Source organism: Sulfurisoma sediminicola (assembly GCF_003865015.1).
Classification (GTDB): domain Bacteria; phylum Pseudomonadota; class Gammaproteobacteria; order Burkholderiales; family Rhodocyclaceae; genus Sulfurisoma; species Sulfurisoma sediminicola.
Genome location: NZ_BHVV01000002.1, coordinates 284419 through 307073, shown reverse-complemented (window position 1 = coordinate 307073; position 22655 = coordinate 284419). Strand labels below are relative to the sequence as shown.

35 protein-coding genes are annotated in these 22655 nt (G+C 63.5%); 1 reads left to right on the top strand and 34 read right to left on the bottom strand.

What is annotated here, in order from left to right; genetic code table 11:
- Positions 1–13: 13 nt before the first annotated feature.
- The 3 genes from recG to EJE94_RS05560 all read right to left on the bottom strand — a co-directional run bounded on the left by recG (position 14) and on the right by EJE94_RS05560 (position 3011).
- A complete protein-coding gene (gene recG, locus EJE94_RS05570) occupies positions 14–2119 on the bottom strand; it encodes an ATP-dependent DNA helicase RecG (RefSeq protein ID WP_207855784.1) in 2106 nt (701 codons plus the stop codon).
- A gap of 10 nt (positions 2120–2129) precedes the next feature.
- Entirely contained in the window at positions 2130–2513 is a 384-nt protein-coding gene (locus EJE94_RS05565) for a Rid family detoxifying hydrolase (RefSeq protein WP_121240453.1), read from the bottom strand.
- A gap of 102 nt (positions 2514–2615) precedes the next feature.
- Complete coding sequence (locus EJE94_RS05560) at positions 2616–3011, bottom strand: acyl-CoA thioesterase (protein ID WP_121240452.1); 396 nt, start codon at positions 3009–3011, stop codon at positions 2616–2618.
- A gap of 102 nt (positions 3012–3113) precedes the next feature.
- Between EJE94_RS05560 and EJE94_RS05555 the strand changes: the two genes are divergently transcribed.
- Entirely contained in the window at positions 3114–4949 is a 1836-nt protein-coding gene (locus tag EJE94_RS05555; protein ID WP_243642532.1) for an ABCB family ABC transporter ATP-binding protein/permease, read from the top strand.
- 61 nt (positions 4950–5010) lie between these two features.
- Here EJE94_RS05555 and rplQ read toward each other — a convergent pair whose 3' ends face one another.
- From rplQ to fusA, 31 genes are all read right to left on the bottom strand, one after another.
- Positions 5011–5406, bottom strand: coding sequence for a 50S ribosomal protein L17 (gene rplQ, locus EJE94_RS05550; RefSeq protein WP_121240451.1), 396 nt, complete (start codon positions 5404–5406; stop codon positions 5011–5013).
- A gap of 89 nt (positions 5407–5495) precedes the next feature.
- Positions 5496–6485 (bottom strand): DNA-directed RNA polymerase subunit alpha, encoded by a 990-nt coding sequence (locus EJE94_RS05545; RefSeq protein ID WP_121240662.1) that lies wholly within the window; start codon positions 6483–6485, stop codon positions 5496–5498.
- 70 nt (positions 6486–6555) lie between these two features.
- A complete protein-coding gene (gene rpsD, locus EJE94_RS05540; RefSeq protein ID WP_121240450.1) occupies positions 6556–7185 on the bottom strand; it encodes a 30S ribosomal protein S4 in 630 nt (209 codons plus the stop codon).
- 16 nt (positions 7186–7201) lie between these two features.
- Positions 7202–7591, bottom strand: coding sequence for a 30S ribosomal protein S11 (rpsK, locus tag EJE94_RS05535; RefSeq protein ID WP_121240449.1), 390 nt, complete (start codon positions 7589–7591; stop codon positions 7202–7204).
- 15 nt (positions 7592–7606) lie between these two features.
- Positions 7607–7972: a 30S ribosomal protein S13 gene (gene rpsM, locus EJE94_RS05530; RefSeq protein ID WP_121240448.1), complete on the bottom strand. Its 366-nt coding sequence runs from the start codon at positions 7970–7972 to the stop codon at positions 7607–7609.
- Positions 7973–8040: 68 nt separating this feature from the next.
- Complete coding sequence (gene rpmJ / locus EJE94_RS05525; protein WP_121240447.1) at positions 8041–8154, bottom strand: 50S ribosomal protein L36; 114 nt, start codon at positions 8152–8154, stop codon at positions 8041–8043.
- A 30-nt stretch (positions 8155–8184) separates the two neighbouring features.
- Entirely contained in the window at positions 8185–8403 is a 219-nt protein-coding gene (gene infA / locus EJE94_RS05520) for a translation initiation factor IF-1 (RefSeq protein WP_121240446.1), read from the bottom strand.
- 6 nt (positions 8404–8409) lie between these two features.
- A complete protein-coding gene (secY, locus tag EJE94_RS05515; RefSeq protein WP_121240445.1) occupies positions 8410–9732 on the bottom strand; it encodes a preprotein translocase subunit SecY in 1323 nt (440 codons plus the stop codon).
- A 43-nt stretch (positions 9733–9775) separates the two neighbouring features.
- Complete coding sequence (gene rplO, locus EJE94_RS05510; RefSeq protein ID WP_121240444.1) at positions 9776–10222, bottom strand: 50S ribosomal protein L15; 447 nt, start codon at positions 10220–10222, stop codon at positions 9776–9778.
- Entirely contained in the window at positions 10223–10405 is a 183-nt protein-coding gene (gene rpmD / locus EJE94_RS05505) for a 50S ribosomal protein L30 (protein WP_121240443.1), read from the bottom strand.
- 3 nt (positions 10406–10408) lie between these two features.
- Positions 10409–10936 carry a 30S ribosomal protein S5 gene (gene rpsE / locus EJE94_RS05500; RefSeq protein ID WP_121240442.1) on the bottom strand — a complete coding sequence of 176 codons (528 nt, stop codon included), beginning with the start codon at positions 10934–10936 and terminating at the stop codon, positions 10409–10411.
- An 11-nt stretch (positions 10937–10947) separates the two neighbouring features.
- A complete protein-coding gene (rplR, locus tag EJE94_RS05495) occupies positions 10948–11301 on the bottom strand; it encodes a 50S ribosomal protein L18 (RefSeq protein WP_121240441.1) in 354 nt (117 codons plus the stop codon).
- A gap of 12 nt (positions 11302–11313) precedes the next feature.
- Positions 11314–11847 (bottom strand): 50S ribosomal protein L6, encoded by a 534-nt coding sequence (gene rplF / locus EJE94_RS05490; protein WP_121240440.1) that lies wholly within the window; start codon positions 11845–11847, stop codon positions 11314–11316.
- Between the two features lie 13 nt (positions 11848–11860).
- Positions 11861–12256 carry a 30S ribosomal protein S8 gene (rpsH, locus tag EJE94_RS05485; protein ID WP_121240439.1) on the bottom strand — a complete coding sequence of 132 codons (396 nt, stop codon included), beginning with the start codon at positions 12254–12256 and terminating at the stop codon, positions 11861–11863.
- Between the two features lie 12 nt (positions 12257–12268).
- Complete coding sequence (gene rpsN, locus EJE94_RS05480) at positions 12269–12574, bottom strand: 30S ribosomal protein S14 (protein ID WP_121240438.1); 306 nt, start codon at positions 12572–12574, stop codon at positions 12269–12271.
- A gap of 7 nt (positions 12575–12581) precedes the next feature.
- Positions 12582–13124 (bottom strand): 50S ribosomal protein L5, encoded by a 543-nt coding sequence (gene rplE, locus EJE94_RS05475; RefSeq protein ID WP_121240437.1) that lies wholly within the window; start codon positions 13122–13124, stop codon positions 12582–12584.
- A 9-nt stretch (positions 13125–13133) separates the two neighbouring features.
- Entirely contained in the window at positions 13134–13451 is a 318-nt protein-coding gene (rplX, locus tag EJE94_RS05470) for a 50S ribosomal protein L24 (protein ID WP_121240436.1), read from the bottom strand.
- Between the two features lie 11 nt (positions 13452–13462).
- On the bottom strand, positions 13463–13831 hold the full coding sequence (gene rplN, locus EJE94_RS05465; RefSeq protein ID WP_121240435.1) for a 50S ribosomal protein L14: 369 nt from the start codon (positions 13829–13831) through the stop codon (positions 13463–13465).
- Positions 13832–13994: 163 nt separating this feature from the next.
- Entirely contained in the window at positions 13995–14261 is a 267-nt protein-coding gene (rpsQ, locus tag EJE94_RS05460; RefSeq protein WP_121240434.1) for a 30S ribosomal protein S17, read from the bottom strand.
- On the bottom strand, positions 14258–14452 hold the full coding sequence (gene rpmC / locus EJE94_RS05455; protein ID WP_121240433.1) for a 50S ribosomal protein L29: 195 nt from the start codon (positions 14450–14452) through the stop codon (positions 14258–14260). The genes rpsQ and rpmC overlap by 4 nt, the downstream gene beginning before the upstream one ends.
- 3 nt (positions 14453–14455) lie before the next feature.
- On the bottom strand, positions 14456–14869 hold the full coding sequence (rplP, locus tag EJE94_RS05450; RefSeq protein WP_121240432.1) for a 50S ribosomal protein L16: 414 nt from the start codon (positions 14867–14869) through the stop codon (positions 14456–14458).
- Between the two features lie 6 nt (positions 14870–14875).
- Positions 14876–15739: a 30S ribosomal protein S3 gene (gene rpsC, locus EJE94_RS05445; protein ID WP_121240431.1), complete on the bottom strand. Its 864-nt coding sequence runs from the start codon at positions 15737–15739 to the stop codon at positions 14876–14878.
- Positions 15740–15748: 9 nt separating this feature from the next.
- A complete protein-coding gene (gene rplV / locus EJE94_RS05440) occupies positions 15749–16078 on the bottom strand; it encodes a 50S ribosomal protein L22 (RefSeq protein ID WP_121240430.1) in 330 nt (109 codons plus the stop codon).
- A 9-nt stretch (positions 16079–16087) separates the two neighbouring features.
- A complete protein-coding gene (rpsS, locus tag EJE94_RS05435) occupies positions 16088–16369 on the bottom strand; it encodes a 30S ribosomal protein S19 (RefSeq protein ID WP_121240429.1) in 282 nt (93 codons plus the stop codon).
- Between the two features lie 10 nt (positions 16370–16379).
- Positions 16380–17207 (bottom strand): 50S ribosomal protein L2, encoded by an 828-nt coding sequence (rplB, locus tag EJE94_RS05430; protein WP_121240428.1) that lies wholly within the window; start codon positions 17205–17207, stop codon positions 16380–16382.
- Positions 17208–17525 carry a 50S ribosomal protein L23 gene (gene rplW / locus EJE94_RS05425; protein ID WP_121240427.1) on the bottom strand — a complete coding sequence of 106 codons (318 nt, stop codon included), beginning with the start codon at positions 17523–17525 and terminating at the stop codon, positions 17208–17210.
- A complete protein-coding gene (gene rplD / locus EJE94_RS05420) occupies positions 17522–18142 on the bottom strand; it encodes a 50S ribosomal protein L4 (protein ID WP_121240426.1) in 621 nt (206 codons plus the stop codon). The genes rplW and rplD overlap by 4 nt, the downstream gene beginning before the upstream one ends.
- Before the next feature lie 11 nt (positions 18143–18153).
- The gene (gene rplC, locus EJE94_RS05415; RefSeq protein ID WP_121240425.1) at positions 18154–18798 is read right to left on the bottom strand and encodes a 50S ribosomal protein L3; all 645 of its coding nucleotides are present in this window, start codon (positions 18796–18798) and stop codon (positions 18154–18156) included.
- A 102-nt stretch (positions 18799–18900) separates the two neighbouring features.
- A complete protein-coding gene (gene rpsJ, locus EJE94_RS05410; protein WP_121240424.1) occupies positions 18901–19212 on the bottom strand; it encodes a 30S ribosomal protein S10 in 312 nt (103 codons plus the stop codon).
- Positions 19213–19303: 91 nt separating this feature from the next.
- Positions 19304–20494: an elongation factor Tu gene (tuf, locus tag EJE94_RS05405; RefSeq protein ID WP_124962399.1), complete on the bottom strand. Its 1191-nt coding sequence runs from the start codon at positions 20492–20494 to the stop codon at positions 19304–19306.
- Positions 20495–20518: 24 nt separating this feature from the next.
- Positions 20519–22612, bottom strand: a complete 2094-nt coding sequence (fusA, locus tag EJE94_RS05400; protein WP_121240423.1) for an elongation factor G — start codon at positions 22610–22612, stop codon at positions 20519–20521.
- Positions 22613–22655: the final 43 nt, after the last annotated feature.

The window sequence follows — 22655 nt, the reverse complement described above, 5'->3', positions numbered from 1 at the left end:
GGCGCGAATTTTACTAGGCGCCGAGCAAGTCACCGCGCCCGCCGAGCCAGCGCTCGAGGTGGCTTCGCACGATCACCGGATCGCCGCGCAGCAGTTCCTCTGCGGCGGTGCGTGCCTGCTCGACCAGCGCGCTGTCCTCCAGATCGGCGTAGCGCAGCATGGGCAGACCGCTCTGGCGCGCGCCGATGAACTCGCCGGGGCCGCGCAAATGCAGGTCCTGCCGTGAGATCTCGAAGCCGTCGCTGTTCTCGAAAATGATCTTGAGGCGGGCGCGGGCCGTCTCGCCCAACGGCTGGGCGTAAAGCAGGATGCAGGCCGAATCAAAGCTGCCGCGGCCGACGCGGCCGCGCAGCTGGTGCAGTTGCGCCAGGCCGAAGCGCTCGGCGTGCTCGATCACCATCAGCGTCGCGTTGGGCACGTCGACGCCGACCTCGATCACCGTGGTGGCCACCAGCAACTGCACTTCGTTGGCGACGAAGGCCGCCATCACCGCCGCCTTCTCCTCGGCCTTGAGCCGGCCATGAACGAGTCCGATGCGCAGCCCGGGCAACTCGGCGGTCAGGTGTTCGAAGGTCTCCTGCGCGGTCTTCAGCTGCAGCGCCTCGGACTCTTCGATCAGCGGGCAGACCCAGTAGGCCTGCCGACCAGCCGCGCAGGCGTCGCGCACACGCGCGATCACCTCCTCGCGGCGCGTGTCCGACACCAACTTGGTCAGGACTGGCGTGCGGCCGGGCGGCAGCTCGTCGATCACCGAGACGTCGAGGTCGGCGTAGTAGCTCATCGCCAGGGTGCGCGGAATCGGCGTCGCCGACATGGTGAGCTGGTGCGGCACCGTATTGGCCCCCCACGCTCGCAAAGTCGGCTCGCTGCCCCCCACGGGGGGGCTCGATGCGCTTGGGGCGGCCCGGCGCGCATCGGCGCCCATGCCCTTGCGCTTGAGGGCGAGACGCTGCTTGACGCCGAAGCGGTGCTGCTCGTCGACGATGGCCAGGCCGAGGTTGGCGAATTCGACGCCCTCCTCGATCAGCGCATGGGTGCCGACCACCAACGCCGTGTCGCCGGCGCCGACTTTTTCCAGCCAGGCGCTGCGCTCGCGCTTCTTCTGGCTGCCCGAGAGCCAGGCGACCTCGAGGCCGAGCGGCTGCAGCCATTGGCTAAGCTTGCGGTAGTGCTGCTCGGCGAGGATCTCGGTCGGCGCCATCAGCGCGGCCTGGTAGCCGTTATCGACGGCGCGCAGCATCGCCAGCGCCGCGATTACCGTCTTGCCGCTGCCGACGTCGCCCTGCAACAGCCGCTGCATCGGGTGCGGTGCTTCGATGTCGGCAGCGATCTCCCGCCAGACGCGTTGCTGGGCGCCGGTGAGGCGAAACGGCAGTTGTGCGAGCAAGGCGTCGCAGAGCCTGCCGCCGGGCGCGAGCACCGGCGCACCGCGCTGGCGACGCAAGGCATGGGCGCGGCGCAACGAGAGTTGCTGCGCCAGCAGTTCGTCGAAGGCGACGCGGCGCCAGGCCGGATGGCCGCGCGTCTCGAGCTGCTCGAGCGAAATATCGGGGGGCGGGTGATGCAGCGTACGGACGCTGGCGGCGAGTTCGGGCAGGGTGAGGCGGCGGCGCAGGTCCTCGGGCAGAGTGTCGTCGAGGGGCACATGCTCGAGCGCCCGGTCGATGAGCTTGCGCAACGTCGCCTGGCCGAGGCCGGCAGTGGTCGGATAAACCGGCGTCAGGCCCTGCGGCAGGGGCTCGCTTTCATGGACGGCATGGAAGCGCGGGTGGATGATCTCGCTGCCGAAGAAGCCGCCGCGCACCTCGCCGAACACGCGCAGCCGCGCGCCGGCCTGCAGCGCCTTCTGCTGGCTCGGATAGAAGTTGAGGAAGCGCAGTACCAGCATCCCGCTATCATCGCGCACCTTGGCGACGAGCTGGCGGCGCGGCCGGTAGGCGACCTCGCAGGAGATCACCTCGACCTCGAACTGCGCCGGAACGCCGGGCAGTGCATCGCGGATCGTGGTCAGCCGCGTTTCGTCCTCGTAGCGCAGCGGCAGGTGGAAGACGAGATCGGCCTCGCGCCGCAGCCCCAGGCGTTCGAGCTTTTCGGCGACGGCGGAGCCGGCGCCGGGGATCGCAGGCTTGTCAGCCAACCACGAGAACGGCGTCGGCCTCGACCAGCGCGCCGCGCGGCAGTTCCTTGACGCCGACCGCGGCACGGGCCGGATAGGGCTGGGCGACGTACTTCGCCATGGTCTCGTTGACCCTGGCGAAGTTGGCGAGGTCGGTCAGGTAGATGTTGAACTTGACGGCGTCGTTCAGCGAGGCGCCGGCCGCCTCGGCCACGGCCTTGAGGTTCTCGAAGACGCGGACGATCTGGGCGTCGATGCCCTCGACCATGGTCATGGTCGCCGGGTCGAGGCCGATCTGGCCCGACATGTAGATGGTGTTGCCGGCCTGTACCGCCTGCGAGTAGGTGCCGATGGCGGCGGGAGCGGCGGCTGTGGCGATGATTCTGCGTGTGGTCATGGGTTTCCCTCCGGCTTCACGTGGTTCGCGGCGCATGATAGCCGAAGCCCCGGCTGGAACACTCAGCAATTCTTGGCAAACGAATCGGCAACTTCGCCTGGGTCAGGCGGGATCGACCGGCCGCTTGTTGCCGCCGGCATCGAGGGCGACGTAGGTCAGGCGTGCCTCGGTGACCTTGACGGTGATCGGGTTCTCGGGGTGGCGCTCGGCATAGACCTGGACGTCCACCGTGATCGAGCTGGTGCCGACCTTGACCACCTCGGCGTAGAAGCTGACGACGTCGCCTGCCGAGATCGGCTGCTTGAAGCTGAACGAGTTGACGGCGACGGTGGCGATGCGGCCGCGCGCCCGCTGCATCGCCGGCAGGGCGCCGGCAATGTCGACCTGGGCCATGACCCAGCCGCCGAAGACGTCGCCGAAGGCATTGAGATCTTTCGGCATCGGCATCACGCGCAGGGCCGGCTGGAGATCGGGCAGGGTCGTGAGGTGTTCGCTCATGGCACGGGAGGAAGCGGAAAACGGTGGGCGCAGCTTACACCACTCCCTTCCGGCATGGCCCTGCTCGAGATGTGGTCGGGCTCCGGCTGATAAAATTTCGCCATGGCCAAACGCATGCCCGCATCCATCGCCCTGCCGGGTCCTGAACCGTCGCAGCGCCGCGACTGGGAAACCCTGAAGACGCTGCTGCCCTATCTGCTCGAATGGAAGTGGCGCGTGCTCTTCGCGCTGGCCTGCCTGGTCACCGCCAAGGTCGCCAACGTGACGGTTCCGCTCGTCTTCAAGGGCATCATCGACGGCTTTACCCTGCCGCGCGAGCAGGCGCTGCTGCTGGTACCGCTGGGCCTGCTTGCCGCTTATGGCGCGCTGCGTTTCTCGACGGCGCTGTTCACCGAACTGCGCGAGATCATTTTCGCCAAGGTCACCCAGCGGGCCCAGCGCACCATCGCCCTGCAGGTGTTCGATCACCTGCACGCGCTCAGCCTGCGCTTCCACCTTGAACGCCAGACCGGCGGCCTCACCCGCGACATCGAGCGCGGTACCCGCGCCGTCGGCAGCCTCATCAGCTACACCATCTATTCCATCCTGCCGACGCTGCTCGAGATCGGCCTGGTGTTGACGATTCTCGTCATCCGCTACGACGTCAGCTTCGCGGTGATCACCTTCGTGACGCTGGCCGTCTACGTCACCTTCACCATCCTGGTGACCAACTGGCGTACCAAGATCCGCCGCGAGGCCAACGAGCACGACTCGGCGGCAAACGTGCGTGCCATCGACAGCCTGATCAACTACGAGACGGTGAAGTATTTCAACAACGAGGGCTTCGAGGCGCGGCGCTACGACGAGCAGTTGCAGAAGTGGGAGGCGGCGCAGATTCGCACCCAGGTCTCGCTCTCCTACCTCAACCTCGGCCAGGCCGTGATCATCGCCGTCGCCGTGACACTGATGATGTGGCGCGCCGCCGTCGGCGTGGTCGATGGCAGTATGACGGTGGGCGACATCGTGCTGGTGAACGCCTTCCTCATCCAGCTCTACATGCCGCTCAACCACCTCGGTATTCTCTACCGCGAGATCCGCCAGTCGCTGACCGACATCGAACGCCTGTTCGGCCTGCTGGTCCAGCACCGCGAGGTGCAGGATGCGCCCGATGCGCGACCGTTGGAACGTGGGCCATGCGCGGTCAGCTTCGAGGGTGTCGGCTTTGCCTACGAACCGAAAAGGCGCATCCTCGCCGACGTCGGCTTCGACATACCGGCCGGCCGCTCGCTGGCGGTGGTCGGCCACAGCGGCTCGGGCAAGAGCACGCTGGCGCGCCTGCTGTACCGCTTCTACGACATCTCGGCCGGCGGCATCCGCATCAACGGCAGCGACATCCGCAGCCTGACGCAGGCGAGCCTGCGCGCGGCCATCGGCATCGTGCCGCAGGACACGGTGCTGTTCAACGACACGATCTTCTACAACATCCAGTACGGCCGGCCGACGGCCGCCCGCGACGAGGTGATCGAGGCCGCCCGCGCCGCGCACCTGCACGAGTTCATCGAGCGGCTGCCGGACGGCTACGAGACGAAGGTCGGCGAGCGCGGGCTCAAACTGTCCGGCGGCGAGAAGCAGCGCGTCGCCATCGCCCGGGCGCTGCTGAAGAACCCGCCGATCCTGATTTTCGACGAGGCCACCTCGGCACTCGATTCCAAGACGGAAAAGGCCATCCAGGGCGAGCTCGATCAGGTGGCCCACGGCCACACCACGCTGATCATCGCCCACCGCCTGTCGACGGTGATGAACGCCGACGAGATCCTGGTGCTCGACGGCGGCCGCATCGTCGAACGCGGCAGACATCGCGACCTGTTGGAACGCGGCGGCTATTACGCCCAGATGTGGGCCTTGCAACTGCAGGAGAAAGGCATTGAGTCCGAGGCCGAGGCGGTGACGGCTGCGTGACCAGAGCCGCCAGAACAAAAAAGCCGGCGAAAGCCGGCTTTTTTGATGGGGCACGAAAGGCTTATTCGGCCGTCGGCGCCTCGGTCGCGTCGGCGCCTTCCGGGCGGTCGAGCAGTTCGACGTAGGCCATCGGCGCGTTGTCGCCGACGCGGAAGCCCATCTTGAGGATGCGCAGGTAGCCGCCGTTGCGGCTGGCGTAGCGCGGTCCCATGACGTCGAAGATCTTGACGACCATCTCGCGGTCGCGCAGGCGGTCGAAGGCCAGACGGCGGTTGGCCAGCGAGGGCTTCTTGCCGAGGGTGATCAGCGGCTCGACGACGCGGCGCAGTTCCTTGGCCTTGGGCAGGGTGGTCTTGATCGCCTCGTGACGCAGCAGGGCGTTGGCCATGTTGCGCAGCATCGCCTGGCGATGCGACGAGGTTCGGTTGAGTTTGCGAAGTCCGTTGCGATGACGCATGTTGGTATTCCTCGTTCTTGTGGGGCCGCCGCCTGGGCAAACGGTCCGTTAATGGTTATTGAACGTGTGTTGTTGCGACCCGATGCTGCTTAGGCCAGTTTCTCAAGGCCGGCGGGCGGCCAGTTCTCGAGGCGCATGCCCAGCGTGAGGCCGCGCGAAGCGAGCACTTCCTTGATTTCGTTGAGCGACTTGCGGCCGAGGTTCGGCGTCTTCAGCAGCTCGGTCTCGGTGCGCTGGATCAGGTCACCGATGTAGTAGATGTTTTCGGCCTTGAGGCAGTTGGCCGAGCGCACCGTCAGTTCGAGATCATCCACCGGGCGCAGCAGGATCGGATCGACGGACGTCTGCTTCGGCGCCTCGACGGACAGCGGGGTGCCCTCGAGGTCGGCGAAGACGGACAACTGGTCCATCAGCACGCGCGCGGCGTAGCGGATGGCCTCTTCCGGATCGATGGCGCCGTTGGTCTCGATGTCGATGATCAGCTTGTCGAGGTCGGTGCGCTGCTCGACGCGGGCGGACTCGACCTGGTAGCTGACGCGCCGCACCGGGCTGAAGGAAGCGTCGATCATGACGTTGCCGACACCGCGGTTTTCCTTGGCGACGGGACGGGCGTTGGCCGGCACGTAGCCGCGGCCGTTCTCGACCTTGATCTGCATGTCGAGCTTGCCGCCGGCAGCGACGTGGGCGATGATGTGGTCGGGATTGATGATCTCGATGTCGTGCGTGGACTCGATGTCGGCCGCGGTGACCTTGGTGTCGGTGCCGCTGCCCTTCTTCGACAGCGTCAGCGTAGCCTCGGCGCGGTTGTGCATCTTCAGCACGACGCCCTTGAGGTTGAGAACGATGTCGACGACGTCCTCGCGCACCCCTTCGAGCGTGGAGTACTCGTGCAACACGCCGTCGATGGAAACCTCGGTCGGGGCCGTGCCCGGCATCGAGGACAGCAGGATGCGGCGCAGGGCGTTGCCCAGCGTGTGGCCGTAACCGCGCTCGAACGGCTCCATCACGACGCGGGCATGAACCGGTGACAGCGTCTGGACATCGATGATGCGCGGTTTCAGAAGTGCATTGCTTTGCATCTGCATTCCTTCAAAAAAGAAAACGCTCGGCGCCCACTCGTTCGTTGCGCGCCAAGCGTCGGACTACGGTTTAGCGCGAGTACAGTTCGACCACGAGGCCTTCGTTCATCGACGAGGACAGTTCCTCGCGCGCGGGCAGGGCCTTGAACACACCACGAGCTTCCTTGGCGTTGACCTCGATCCACTCCGGGAAACCGCGCGAATCGGCGGCCTCGAGGGCGGCCTTGGTGCGCAGGTGCGCCTTGGCGGCATCGGTCAGCTGGATCACGTCGCCGGGGCGAACGCTGTAGGACGGAATGTTTACGCGCTTGCCATTGACCAGCACGCCGTTGTGGCGCACGACCTGGCGCGCTTCGGCACGCGAGCCGCCGAAGCCCATGCGATAGGCAACGGCGTCGAGGCGCGATTCGAGCAGCTGCAGCAGGTTCTCGCCGGTCTGACCCTTCTTGCGCTCGGCTTCGGCGAAGCCCTTGCGGAACTGGCGTTCGAGGATGCCGTAGATGCGGCGGATCTTCTGCTTTTCACGCAGCTGCTGACCATAGCCGGAAAGGCGCTGGCCGGACTTCTGGCCATGCTGGCCGGGCGCGTAGGCACGGCGCTCGATCGAGCACTTGTCGGTGAAACATTTCTCGGCCTTGAGGAAGAGCTTCTCTCCCTCGCGGCGGCACTGGCGGCACTTGGCGTCTAGATTGCGGGCCATATTCTATTCCTCAGCCTTAGATGCGACGGCGCTTGGGCGGCCGGCAACCGTTGTGGGGGATCGGCGTGATATCCGTGATGCTGGAAATCTTGATGCCGAGGGCGTTGAGCGCGCGCACCGCGGATTCGCGGCCGGGGCCGGGACCCTTGATGCGCACTTCGAGATTCTTGATGCCACAGTCCAGGGCGACCTTGCCCGCGGCTTCTGCGGCCACCTGGGCGGCAAAAGGCGTCGACTTGCGCGAGCCCTTGAAGCCGGCGCCGCCGGAGGTCGCCCACGACAGGGCATTGCCCTGGCGATCGGTGATGGTGATGATGGTGTTGTTGAACGACGCGTGAACGTGGGCGATGCCCTCGGCGACGTTTTTCTTGACCTTCTTGCGGACTTTGGTAGCGGGCTTGGCCATGTATTCGATTCCTGGTTATTTCTTCGACGCGGCGATGGCTTTGCGCGGGCCCTTGCGGGTACGGGCGTTGGTGCGGGTACGCTGACCGCGGCACGGCAGGCCGCGACGATGGCGGACGCCACGGTAGCAGCTGAGGTCCATGAGACGCTTGATGCTCATGGTCACCTCGCGGCGCAAGTCGCCCTCGACGGTGAACTTGCCGATCTCCTCGCGCAGCTTGTCCAGCTGGCTGTCGTTGAGATCCTTGATCTTGGTCGAACGCTTGATGCCGGCCATATCGCAGATCTTCTGCGCACGGGTGCGGCCGATGCCGTAGATCGCGGTCAGCGCGATCTCGGTATGCTGGTGGTTCGGAATGTTGACGCCTGCGATACGGGCCATGTCTCTACCTTAGCTATTTATCGCCAAAATTGCGAAACTGATAATTATATCCAGTGATGATCGGTTGATCAACCCTGGCGCTGCTTGTGGCGCGGATCGGTGCAAATCACGCGGACCACGCCATTACGGCGGATGATCTTGCATTTGCGGCAAATACGCTTGACCGAAGCGAGAACTTTCATGATGGTCTCCGGGAAATTGGTTCGTTACTGTTACTTGGCGCGGAAAACAATCCGCCCCTTGGTCAGATCGTACGGGGTGAGCTGGACAGTGACCTTGTCGCCGGGGAGGATGCGGATGTAGTGCATGCGCATCTTGCCGGAGATGTGACCGAGCACGATATGTCCGTTCTCGAGCTTTACCTTGAACGTGGCGTTGGGCAAGTTTTCCATTACCTCACCCTGCATTTCGATGACGTCATCCTTGGACATGCGGAATCAACGGACCGGCAGCCCCGCCCCCTTGAAATTGGCCTTCTTCAACAGGCTCTCGTACTGATGCGACATCACGTAGGCCTGTACCTGCGACATGAAGTCCATGGTCACCACGACGATGATCAGCAGCGAGGTGCCACCGAAGTAGAACGGCACGTTCCACTTGAGGATGAGGAATTCGGGCAGCAGGCAGACCAGGGTGACGTAAATTGCGCCAACCAACGTCAGCCGCATCAGGATCTTGTCGATGTAGCGAGCGGTCTGGTCACCGGGACGAATGCCGGGGACGAAGGCGCCGCTCTTCTTGAGGTTGTCGGCCGTTTCCTTGGAGTTGAAGACCAGCGCGGTATAGAAGAAACAGAAGAAGACGATCGCGGTGGCATAGAGCATGACGTAGATCGGCTGCCCAGGTGCCAGCGTGGCCGCGATGTCCTTGAGCCAGGTCATGCCCTCACTCGAGCCGAACCAGCCGGCCACCGTCGCCGGGAACAGGATGATCGAGGAGGCGAAGATCGGCGGGATCACGCCCGCCATGTTCAGCTTCAGGGGCAGGTGCGAGCTCTGGCCGCCGTATATCTTGTTGCCGACCTGGCGCTTGGCGTAGTTCACCAGGATCTTGCGTTGGCCACGCTCGACGAAGACGACGAAGCCCGTCACCAGCGCCACCAGCAGGCAGATGAACAGCGCCACCAGCGGATGCATCGAACCGGTGCGTACCAGTTCGAACAGGCCACCCAGCGCGTTGGGCAGGCCGGCGGCGATACCGGCGAAGATGATGATGGAAATACCGTTGCCGAGACCGCGCTCGGTGATCTGCTCGCCCAACCACATCAGGAACATGGTGCCGGTGACCAGCGTCATCACGGTGACGAGGCGGAACATCATGCCGGGGTCGAGGACCAGACCGGCCTGCGACTCGAGTGCGATGGCGATGCCGAGGCCCTGAAACAGCGCCAGCAGCAACGTACCATAGCGGGTGTATTGCGTGATCTTGCGACGTCCGGCCTCCCCCTCCTTCTTCAGCTGTTCCAGCGACGGAACGGCGATCGTCATCAGCTGCATGATGATCGAGGAGGAGATGTAGGGCATGATGCCCAGGGCGAAGATGGTGAAACGCGACAGCGCACCACCCGAGAAAAGGTTGAAGACACCCAGAATGCCGCCCTGCTGGCCCTGGAACAGCTCGGCCAGCTTGGCGGGATCGATGCCCGGAACAGGGATGTGGGCGCCGATGCGATAGACGACAATGGCGCCCAGCAGGAACCACAGCCGGCGCCAGAGGTCGCCGAACTTCGCGGTCTTGCCCAGCGCAGCCGCCTGCTGCATGGTGGTGGCCAATTGCGTCCCCGTTCCCTGTCAGGTGCGCCCGTCAGGCCGCGGCGATTTCGGCGACGGAACCGCCGACGGCTTCGATCGCCGCCTTGGCGCCCTTGGTCGCACCGACGCCCTTGAGCGCGATCTTCTTGCTCAGCGTGCCGGACAGGATCACCTTGGCGGACAGCGCGTCGGCGGGAACGAAACCCGCCTGCTTGAGCACCAGCAGGTCGACTTCCCCGACCGGCAGTTTTTCGAGTTCCGAAAGGCGAACCTCGACGTTGCGACCGGCAACCAGAGAAACGAAGCCACGCTTGGGCAGGCGACGCTGCATCGGCATCTGACCGCCTTCGAAACCGACCTTGTGGAAGCCGCCGGCACGGGACTTCTGCCCCTTGTGGCCACGACCGGCGGTTTTGCCCAGGCCGCTACCAATACCACGACCGACGCGCTTGCTGGCGTGCTTGGAGCCGGCGCCCGGCTTGATAGTATTCAGTTCCATTTAGCCCTCGACCTTCACCAGATAGGCGATCTTGCGGATCATGCCGCGCACCGCGGGCGTATCCTCGAGCATCGCGCTGCTGTTGATCTTGCGCAGACCCAGCCCGCGCACGGTGGCACGGTGGTCCTGCTTGGTGCCGATGACGCTCTTGACCAGCGTCACCTTGATTTTGTTGTCCGCCATCGCTTACTCCAGGATGTCCTGAATGCTCTTGCCGCGCTTGGCTGCGATCTCGGCCGGGGTGCTCATGGCCTGCAGACCGTGCAGCGTGGCGCGGACCAGGTTGTAGGGGTTGGTCGAGCCGATGGTCTTGGCGACGACGTCGGTCACGCCCATGACCTCGAACACGGCGCGCATCGGGCCGCCGGCGATGACGCCGGTGCCGGACGGTGCCGGCGACATCAGCACCGTGGTGGCGCCGTGCTTGCCGGTCACGGAATGATGCAGGGTGCCGTCCTTGAGGGCGATCTTGACCATCTTGCGACGGGCTTCCTCCATCGCCTTCTGTACCGCGACCGGCACTTCGCGCGACTTGCCCTTGCCCATGCCGACGCCGCCATCACCATCGCCGACCACGGTCAGCGCGGCAAAGCCGAGGATACGACCGCCCTTCACCACCTTGGTGACGCGGTTGATGGAGACCATCTTTTCGCGCAGGCCGTCGTCGCGCTCTTCGGTGGTCTGTTGCTGTTTCTTGCCTTGTGGTTTAGCCATGATGTTCTCGCTCAGAACTTGAGGCCGCCTTCGCGGGCCGCCTCAGCCAGCGCCTTGACGCGGCCGTGATAGTTGAAGCCGGAACGGTCGAAGGCAACGGCCTCGACGCCCTTGGCCTTGGCGCGCTCGGCGATCAACTTGCCGACAAGCTTGGCCGCGGCGACGTTGCCGCCGTTGGGGACCTGCTTGCGCACGTCGGCCTCGACGGTCGACGCGGCGGCCAGCACCTGCGTGCCGCAACCCGAATAGACCTGGGCGTAGATATGGCCGTTGGTGCGATGCACTGCGAGGCGGACCATATTGAGTTCCGCAATCTTGGCGCGGGTTTTGCGCGCGCGGCGGAGACGAGTCTGTTTCTTGTCCATTTTCCTGCGCCCTTACTTCTTCTTCGTTTCCTTGATGACGACCACCTCGTCGGCATAGCGCACACCCTTGCCCTTGTAGGGCTCGGGCGAGCGGTAGGCGCGGACTTCGGCAGCCACCTGGCCGACCACTTGGCGGTCGGTTCCCTTGATCACGATCTCGGTCGGAGTCGGCGTTTCCACCTTGATGCCGTTGGGCATGTCATGCACGACGGGGTGCGAAAAGCCGAGCGACAGGTTGAGCTTGCTGCCCTGGGCCTGCGCCTTGTAGCCGACGCCGACGAGAGTGAGCTTCTTCTCGAAGCCCTTGGTCACGCCGTTGACCATGTTGTTCACCAGCGCACGCATGGTGCCGGACATGGCGCCGCCATTGACGGAGCCCTCGACGCCGCGACACTGCAGGTTGTCGCCCTCGCGGGCAATCGTCACCGAAGGCAGGATCGCCTGCGTCAGGGAACCGAGCGGGCCCTTGACGGTGATGTTCTCGCCGGCGAGGGTCACGTCGACGCCCTTCGGCACGGCCACGGGATATTTGGCAACACGGGACATGTTTCGTCTCTCCTTAGGCCACGACGCAGAGAACTTCGCCGCCGACATTGCTGGCGCGAGCCTTGCGGTCGGTCATGACACCCTTGGGGGTGGAGACGATGGCGACGCCGAGGCCATTCATCACGCGCGGCAGGTCATCGGTGCCCTTGTAGACTCGCAGGCCGGGCTTCGAAACGCGCTCGATGCGTTCGATGACCGGACGACCGGCGTAGTACTTGAGGGCGATGTCGAGTTCGGGCTTGCCACCATTGTCGCGCACGGCGAAATCGTCGATGTAGCCCTCGTCCTTGAGCACCTTGGCGATGGACACCTTGATCTTGGAGGAAGGCATGGTCACCGCCACCTTGTCCGCCATCTGCGCGTTGCGGATGCGGGTCAGCATGTCGGCGATAGGATCGGTCATACTCATTTATCGATCTCCTTACCAGCTCGCCTTGACCATGCCCGGCACTTCGCCGCGCATGGCGCTTTCGCGCAGCTTGAGTCGGCACAGGCCGAACTTGCGGAAGACACCGCGCGGGCGGCCTGTCAGCGCACAACGGTTGCGCTGGCGGGCCGGGCTGGCATCACGGGGAAGCTGCTGCAACTTAGAACGCGCTGCCATGCGCTCCTCGTCGTCCAGCTTGGCGTTGTTGATAATGGCAAAGAGCTCGGCGCGCTTGGCGGCATATTTGGCCACCAGCTTGGCGCGCTTGGCTTCGCGATTGATTAGTGCAAGTTTCGCCATGGTTCCCTCAGTTCTTGAAGGGGAATTTGAAAGCGGCGAGCAGGGCCTTGGCCTCGTCGTCGGTCTTCGCCGTCGTGGTGATGCTGATATTCATGCCACGCAAGGCGTCGATCTTGTCGTACTCGATCTCGGGGAAAATGATCTGCTCTTTCACACCGATGTTGTAGTTGCCGCGACCATCGAAGCCTTTGTTGCCCGGCACGCCGCGGAAGTCGCGGATACGCGGCATGGCGATGCTGACGAAACGATCGAGGAACTCGAACATGCGGGTGCCGCGCAGCGTCACCATGCAGCCGATCGGATAGCCTTCACGGATCTTGAAACCGGCAATAGCCTTGCGCGCCTTGGTGACGACAGGCTTCTGGCCGGCGATCTTGACCATGTCACCAACGGCGTGATCGAGGATCTTCTTGTCGCCCACCGCCTCGCCAACACCCATATTGAGCGTGATTTTGGTGATGCGCGGCACTTCCATCGGGGATGTGTAGCCGAACTTCTCGCGAAGCTGGCCGACAACGGTGTCTTTGTAATACTGCTGCAAGCGCGCCATGATCTATCCTTACGCGTCTACGACTTCGCTGTTCGACTTGAACACGCGCACCTTGCGGCCGTCTTCGAGCGTCTTGACGCCGACACGGTCCGCCTTCTTGGTGGCGGGGTTGAACAATGCGACATTGGAAATGTGGATCGGCATCTCTTTTTCGACGATGCCGCCCGGCTGTCCCTTCATCGGGTTCGGCTTGGTGTGCTTCTTGACGCGGTTGATGCCCTCGACGACGAGGCGCTCTTCGTCGACGCGAATCAGCACGGTACCGCGCTTGCCCTTGTCTTTTCCCGTGATGACGATCACGTCATCGCCTTTGCGAATCTTGTTCATGGCCGTATCCTTTACAGAACCTCAGGGGCCAGGGAGACGATCTTCATGAACTTCTCGGTGCGCAGTTCCCGCGTCACCGGCCCGAAGATGCGGGTACCGATCGGCTCCAGCTTGTTGTTGAGCAGCACGGCGGCGTTGCCGTCGAACTTGACCAGCGAGCCATCGGGACGACGCACGCCCTTGGCGGTGCGAACCACCACGGCGCTGTAGATCTCGCCCTTCTTGACACGGCCGCGCGGCGCGGCGTCCTTGATGCTCACCTTGATGATGTCGCCGATACCGGCGTAGCGACGTTTGGAGCCGCCCATCACCTTGATGCACATGACCGAACGGGCGCCGGTGTTATCGGCGACGTCCAGTATCGATTGCATTTGGATCATTTGTATTTCTCCAACTTAATCCACTAGCTCGTGGTCAGTCTTGGAACCCGTCCGGGTGGGGTACCGGTGCGCCAAGACCAGCCAGGCGACCGGCGATCAAAAAGAGGCGAGATTCTAGTACCCCGCCTCCGATGTGTCAACTACCGTACTGCTCTATTTTGCGTCAGACGCCGCGCGCCTTTTCGACGACCTTGGTGACGCGCCAAGCCTTGGTCTTGGAAATCGGGGCGCATTCCTCGATCTGCACCATATCGCCGGCGCCGGCCTCAAGGCCTTCGACGTGGGCATGGTACTTTCTGGAGCGGATCATGACCTTGCCGATCAGCGGGTGCTTGACACGGCGCTCGACGAGGACGGTGACGGTCTTGGCCATCTTGTCGCTGACGACGCGGCCTTGCAGGGTGCGGCGGGTTTCAACGGTTTCGTTCATTTCGCAGCCGCCTTTTCACGCTGGATGGTCTTGATGCGCGCGATATCCTTGCGCACCTTGCCGAGCTGGGACGTGTTGTTGAGCTGCTGCGTCGCCAGTTGCATGCGCAGCGAGAACTGCGCCTTGCGCAGGTCGAGCAGCTCTTTGCCGAGTTCGGCCTCATTCTTCTGTCTAAGTTCGTTAGCTTTCATCTCTTACCCCAGGTGGCGGGTGACGAAGGTGGTTTCGATCGGCAGCTTGGCCGCTGCCAGGCGGAACGCCTCGCGCGCCAGCGTTTCGTCGACGCCATCCATCTCGTAGAGCACCTTGCCCGGCTGGATTTCGGCGACCCAGTATTCGGGCGAGCCTTTGCCGTTACCCATGCGGACTTCGGCCGGCTTCTTGGAAATCGGCTTGTCCGGGAAGATGCGGATCCAGATGCGGCCGCCGCGCTTGATGTGACGGGTCATGGCGCGACGGGCGGCCTCGATCTGGCGGGCGGTGAGGCGGCCGCGGCCGGTGGCCTTGAGGCCGTACTCACCGAAGCTCACCTTGGCACCGCGCGTGGCGAGGCCGACGTTGCGGCCCTTCTGTTCCTTGCGGTATTTCCTGCGTGCGGGTTGCAGCATGACTTATTACTCCTTGCTTTCCGTACCAGCGTCCGGCGCGGCGGGCTTGCGCACGCGCTTGACGGCGGCCTTGGCCGGGGTGTCGGCCGCCGTCGCGTCGGGCTTGGCTGCGGCCGGCTTGCGGGTGGCGGGACGCTTCTGTGCGTCGCCTTCGGGCTTGGCGGCCGGACGGTTGGCGGGACGACGGGCCTTGCGGGGATCTTCGGCAGGCATCTCCGGAGCGGCGGTGAGCGCGTCGTGGCGACCGACGCTCTCACCCTTGAACACCCAGACCTTGATGCCGATGATGCCGTACGTGGTCTTGGCCTCGGAGGTACCGTAGTCGATATCGGCGCGCAGCGTGTGCAGCGGCACGCGTCCTTCGCGGTACCACTCGCGGCGCGCGATCTCGGCGCCGTTGAGGCGACCCGAGCTCATGATCTTGATGCCCTGCGCACCGAGGCGCATGGCGTTCTGCATCGCGCGCTTCATGGCACGACGGAACATGATGCGCTTTTCCAGCTGCTGGGCGATCGAGTCGGCAATCAGCTGGGCATCGGTCTCGGGCTTGCGGATTTCCTCGATGTTGACGTGCACCGGCACGCCCATGCGAGTCTGCAGTTCTTTCTTGAGCGCCTCGATGTCCTCGCCCTTCTTGCCGATGACGACGCCGGGGCGGGCGCTATAGATGGTGACGCGGGCGTTCTTGGCCGGGCGTTCGATGACAACGCGACCGACGGAGGCATGCGCCAGCTTCTTCTTCAGGTAGTCGCGAACCCCGATGTCGCCCAGCAGCATTTGGGAGAACATCTTGGAATTGGCGTACCACTTCGACGTCCAGTCGCGCGTGACCGAGAGGCGAAAACCGGTCGGATGAATCTTCTGTCCCATATATTTTCCTTAATCCCCGACGGTCACGAAGAAGTGGCAGGTGGGCTTCACGATACGGTTGCCGCGCCCCTTGGCGCGGGCAGTGAAGCGCTTCAGTACCGCCGCCTTTTCGACGTAGACACGGGTCACCTTCAGGCTGTCGATGTCGGCACCGTCGTTGTGCTCGGCATTGGCAATCGCCGACTCCAGCACTTTCTTGAGAATGACGGCACCCTTTTTCGGGCTGAAGGCGAGGATGTTGAGCGCCTGATCGACCGGCTTGCCGCGCACCAGGTCCGCAACGAGGCGTCCCTTTTGGGCGGACAGGCGGACACCGCGCAGAATCGCATTGGTTTCCATCTCGGCTCCTTAGCGCTTCGCGACGGCTTTCTTGCCGCCGGTGTGACCCTTGAAGGTGCGGGTCAGCGAGAACTCGCCCAGCTTGTGGCCGACCATGTTCTCGGAGACATACACGGGGATGTGTTGCTTGCCGTTATGCACCGCGATGGTCAGACCGACGAAATCGGGCAAAACCGTCGAACGGCGTGACCAGGTCTTAATCGGGCGCTTGTCGTTGGAGGCGCGGGCGGCTTCCACCTTCTTGATCAGGTGGTCGTCGACGAACGGGCCTTTTTTGATCGAACGTGCCATGTCTTACCTCTTAGCGTTTATGCCGGCGCTGGACGATCATATTGTCCGTGCGCTTGTTGCTGCGGGTGCGATAGCCCTTGGTCGGCTGGCCCCACGGGCTCACCGGCACGCGACCTTCGCCGGTACGGCCTTCGCCGCCGCCATGCGGGTGATCGACTGGGTTCATCGCCGTACCGCGGACGGTCGGGCGGATACCGCGCCAGCGCTGAGCGCCGGCCTTGCCGATCTTGCGCAGGCTGTTTTCCTCGTTGCCGACCTCACCGATGGTGGCACGGCATTCGACATGCACACGACGGATCTCGCCGGAGCGAAGACGCACTTGGGCGTAGGTGCCCTCACGCGCCAGCAACTGCACAGACGTCCCGGCGGCACGCGCCATTTGCGCACCCTTGCCCGGGGTGATCTCGATGCAATGGATGGTGGTACCGACCGGGATGTTGCGAATCGGCAGGGCATTGCCGGCCTTGATCGGCGCCTCGGAACCGCTGACGACCTCCTGGCCGACAGTCACGCCACGCGGCGCGATGATGTAGCGACGCTCGCCATCGGCATAAAGCAGCAGCGCGATGTTGGCCGTGCGGTTGGGGTCGTACTCGAGACGCTCGACCTTGGCCGGGATGCCATCCTTGTTGCGACGGAAATCGATCACGCGATAGTGCTGCTTGTGGCCGCCACCCTTATGACGGGTGGTGATGTGGCCGTGAGCATTGCGGCCCGCGGTGCTGATCTGCTTCTCGACCAGCGCTGCGTGCGGAGCACCCTTGTGCAGATTCGGATTGACGACCTTGACGACGGCGCGGCGGCCGGCGGATGTCGGCTTGACTTTTACGAGAGCCATTTACGCAGCCCCCCCTTCGGCAAAATTGATTTCCTGACCGGGCTTGAGGCAGACGAAAGCCTTACGCACGTCGGAGCGACGGCCCGTGTTGCGGCCGGAGCGCTTGACCTTGCCCTTGATGTTGGCAACCTGGACCGAGTCAACCTGAACCTTGAACAGCAGCTCGACGGCGGCCTTGATTTCTGGCTTGGTCGCATCGGGGACAACCACGAAGATCACCTGCTCATTCTTGTCAGCGATCATGGTCGCCTTCTCGGAGATCTGCGGCGCGACGAGCACCTGCAACAGGCGTTCTTCGTTGAATTTGGGGGTGCTCATGCCAGCATCTCCTCCATCTTGGTCACCGCCGCCTTGGTCATCAGCACCTTGGGGAAGCGGATCAGCGAGACCGGGTCGGCCTCCTGCGGCTCTACAACGAGCACGTTGGGCAGATTGCGCGCCGCCAGCAGCAGGTTGTCGTCGAGGCTGTCAGTAATAACCAGCACGGAGTCCATGCCCATGCCCTTCAGCTTCTGGGCGACCAGCCTGGTTTTCGGCGCATCGACCGAGAAGTTGTCGACCACGACGAGGCGATCTTCGCGGGCCAGTTGCGACAGGATCGCGGCAACGCCGGCACGATACATCTTGCGGTTGACCTTCTGCGAGAAGTTCTCTTCCGGCGAGTTCGGGAAGATGCGGCCGCCGCCACGCCACAGCGGGCTGGAAGTCATGCCGGCGCGAGCGCGGCCCGTGCCCTTCTGGCGGAACGGCTTCTTCGTGCTGTGATGAACCTCTTCGCGGTCCTTCTGCTTGCGATTGCCGGAGCGGGCGTTGGCCTGATAGGCGACCACGACTTGATGCACAAGGGCTTCATTGAAGTCGCGGCCAAACAGAGTGTCGGAGGCGGAAACGGTCGCCGACGACTGCCCTTGATCATTTATGAGTTTGAGTTCCATGTGCGCTCCCCTTACTTCTTGACCTTGACGGCCGGGGAGACGATCACGTCGCCGCCCCTGGAGCCAGGCACGGCGCCCTTAACCAGAAGCAGCTGGCGGGTCTCGTCGACACGGACCACCTCGAGGTTCTGCTGGGTGCGCTGCACGCTGCCGAGGTGACCGGCCATGCGCTTGCCCGGAAAGACGCGACCGGGGTCCTGCGCCATACCGATCGAGCCAGCCGAGTTGTGCGAAAGCGAGTTGCCGTGCGACGCGCGGTTCGAGCTGAAGTGATAGCGCTTGATCGGGCCGGTGAAGCCCTTGCCCTGGCTCGTACCCGTGACATCGACCATCTGCCCCGGCTGGAAGATCGTGGCCGAAACGACGTCACCGGGCTTGAAGCCGGCGAGCTGATCCTGTTCGACGCGGAATTCCCTGAGGATGTGACCGGCTTCGGCGCCGGCCTTGGCAAGGTGGCCGGCAGCGGGCTTGCTCACCCGGCTGGCGCGACGCGTGCCAAACGTCACCTGTACCGCGGCATAGCCGTCGGCATCAGGCGTCTTGATTTGCGTGACGCGGTTGTTCGACACGTCGAGCACCGTCACCGGAATGGACTGACCATCCTCGGCGAAAATGCGCGTCATGCCAACCTTGCGTCCGACAAGGCCTAGACTCATTTTTTCTCCTAACCCCGGTTGCGATTGACCGGGACCTGTTTGACTACCAATGACTACCTGATACAGCCCACCCCCAAAAAAGGCGGCGGCGGGCAGAATTGTTTATTGCAGCTTGATTTCCACGTCCACGCCGGCAGGCAGGTCGAGCTTCATCAGCGCATCCACGGTCTTATCGGTGGGATCGATGATATCCATCAGGCGCAAATGGGTTCGAATCTCGAACTGGTCGCGCGAAGACTTGTTGACGTGCGGCGAACGCAGCACGTCATAGCGCTCGATACGCGTGGGCAGCGGCACGGGACCGCGCACGACGGCGCCGGTGCGCTTGGCCGTATCCACAATTTCAAGGGCCGACTGATCGATCAGCTTGTAGTCGAAGGCCTTGAGGCGGATGCGAATTTTCTGGTTCTGCATTGCGAATCCTTAAAGAGCACAGCGCGCAAAAGGGCGCCGAAAAGCGAAAGGGCGAAATTATGGCACCCGTTCGCCCGCAGTGCAAGTGGTTTTACTCGATGATTTTGGCGACGACGCCGGCGCCGACGGTGCGGCCGCCTTCGCGGATGGCGAAGCGCAGGCCCTCTTCCATGGCGATCGGGCAGATCAGCTTCACGGTCATCTGCACGTTATCGCCCGGCATCACCATCTCGACGCCCGCCGGCAGCTCGATGCTGCCGGTGACGTCCGTCGTCCGGAAGTAGAACTGCGGACGGTAGCCGTTGAAGAACGGGGTATGGCGACCGCCTTCGTCCTTCGACAGGACATAGACTTCCGAGTTGAAGTGGGTGTGCGGGGTGATGGAGCCCGGCTTGGCCAGCACCTGGCCACGCTCGATTTCCTCGCGCTTGGTGCCGCGCAGCAGCACGCCGACGTTGTCACCGGCCTGGCCTTGGTCGAGCAGCTTGCGGAACATCTCGACGCCGGTACAGGTGGTCTTGACGGTGGGGCGGATGCCGATGATTTCGATTTCTTCGCCGACCTTGACAATGCCTCGCTCGACCCGGCCGGTGACGACGGTGCCGCGTCCGGAGATGGAGAAGACGTCTTCGATCGGCAGCAGGAAGGGCTTGTCGATGGCGCGCTCGGGGGTGGGAATGTAGCTGTCGAGGGCATCGGCCAGTTTCATGATGGCGCCTTCGCCGAGGTCGCCCTTGTCGCCTTCCATGGCGAGCTCGGCGCTGCCGTGGATGATGGGGGTGTCGTCGCCGGGGAAGTCGTACTTGCTGAGCAGTTCGCGCACTTCCATTTCGACGAGCTCGAGCAGTTCGGCGTCGTCGACCATGTCGCACTTGTTCATGAAGACGATGATGTAGGGCACGCCGACCTGGCGGGCGAGCAGGATGTGCTCGCGCGTCTGCGGCATCGGGCCGTCGGCGGCGGATACCACCAGAATGGCACCGTCCATCTGGGCGGCACCGGTGATCATGTTCTTGACGTAGTCGGCGTGGCCCGGGCAGTCGACGTGGGCGTAGTGGCGGGCAGCCGTCTCGTATTCGACGTGGGCGGTGTTGATGGTGATGCCGCGCGCTTTCTCTTCCGGCGCCGCATCGATCTGGTCGTAGGCCTTCGCCTCGCCACCAAACTTCGCCGACAGAATCGTCGTGATCGCCGCCGTCAACGTGGTCTTGCCGTGATCCACGTGCCCAATCGTCCCCACGTTCACGTGCGGCTTCGTACGCTCAAACTTGCCTTTTGCCATGATTCGCTTCCTTTAAAGAACAGATTACTTCTTGTTGATGACGGCTTCGGCGACGTTCTTCGGCGCCTCGCTGTAGTGCTTGAATTCCATCGAGTAAGTGGCACGGCCCTGCGACAGGGAGCGCAACTGGGTCGAGTAGCCGAACATCTCGGCCAGCGGGACTTCGGCCTTGATCAGCTTGATGCCCCCGACCTGGTCTTCCATGCCATGCACGATGCCGCGACGACCGGACAGGTCGCCCATGACGTTGCCCATGTAGTCCTCCGGCGTCTCGACCTCGACCGCCATCATCGGCTCGAGCAGCACCGGGCTGGCCTTGCGCATGGCGTCCTTGAAGGCCATCGAGGCGGCCATCTTGAAGGCGTTTTCGTTCGAGTCGACGTCGTGGTAGGAGCCGTCGAACAAGGTGACCTTGACGTCGACCACCGGGAAGCCGGCCAGTACGCCATTCGGCAGCGTGTCGATGAGGCCCTTTTCCACCGCCGGAATGAACTCGCGCGGCACTGTGCCGCCCTTGATGGCATCGACGAACTCGAAGCCCTTTCCGGTTTCGTTCGGCTCGAGTTTGATCCAGACGTGACCATACTGGCCGCGACCACCGGACTGCTTGACGAACTTGCCTTCCTGTTCAACCGCCTTGCGGATGGCCTCGCGATACGCCACTTGCGGCGCGCCGACGTTGGCCTCGACGTTGAACTCGCGCTTCATGCGATCGACGAGAATCTCGAGGTGCAGTTCGCCCATGCCGGAAATGATGGTCTGACCCGACTCTTCGTCGGTGCGGACACGGAAGGACGGATCTTCCTGGGCCAGGCGGTTCAGCGCGATGCCCATCTTTTCCTGGTCGGCCTTGGTCTTCGGCTCGACGGCAACGTGAATCACCGGCTCGGGGAACACCATGCGTACCAGGGTGATGACGTGATCCAGGGCACAGATCGTCTCGCCCGTGGTCGCCTCCTTGAGACCGACCGCGGCGGCGATGTCACCGGCACAAACTTCCTTGATTTCTTCGCGCTGGTTGGCGTGCATCTGCAAAATACGACCAATGCGCTCCTTGCGCCCCTTGATCGGGTTGTAGATGGTATCGCCGGACTTGATGACCCCGGAGTAGACCCGGAAAAAGGTAAGCTGCCCGACGTAAGGGTCAGTCATGATCTTGAATGCCAGGGCGGCAAACGGCTCGTCGTCCGAAGCCTTGCGCTGGCCTTCGGTCTCGTTCTCGAGGATGCCGGTGACGGGCGGAATGTCGGTCGGTGCCGGCATCAGTTCGATGACGGCGTCGAGCATGGCCTGCACGCCCTTGTTCTTGAAAGCGGAGCCGCACAGCATCGGCACGATCTCGCTGGCGATGGTGCGCTGACGCAGGGCCTTCTTGATGTCCTCCTCGGAAAGGTCACCTTCTTCGAGATACTTGTTCATCAGCTCTTCGGAGGCCTCGGCGGCAGCCTCGAGCATTTTCTCGCGCCATTCCTTGGCAGTGTCCACAAGGTCAGCCGGAATCTCACCATAGGTAAATTTGGTACCCTGGCTGCCGTCATCCCAGATGATGGCCTTCATCTTGACCAGGTCGACCACGCCCTCGAACTTGTCCTCTGCGCCGATCGGAATCTGGATGGGAATCGGATTGGCCTTGAGGCGCTCGCGCATCTGGTCGTGCACCTTGAAGAAGTTGGCGCCGGTTCGGTCCATTTTGTTCACAAAGGCCAGACGCGGCACGCCGTACTTGTTGGCCTGGCGCCACACCGTCTCGGACTGCGGCTGCACACCGCCGACCGCGCAATAGACCATGCAGGCACCATCCAGCACCCGCATCGAACGCTCCACCTCGATGGTGAAATCCACGTGGCCCGGGGTGTCGATGATGTTGACGCGGTGCTCGGGATAGTTGCCCGCCATACCTTTCCAGAAACAGGTGGTGGCAGCAGACGTAATGGTGATGCCGCGCTCCTGCTCCTGCTCCATCCAGTCCATGGTGGCGGCGCCGTCGTGCACTTCGCCGATCTTGTGGTTGACGCCGGTGTAGAACAGGATGCGCTCCGTCGTCGTCGTTTTGCCGGCGTCGATGTGCGCCGAGATGCCGATGTTGCGGTAGCGCTCGATGGGAGTCTTGCGGGCCACTTTGATTACCTGCCTTATCTAAGCCAAACCGCCGTGGGCTCCA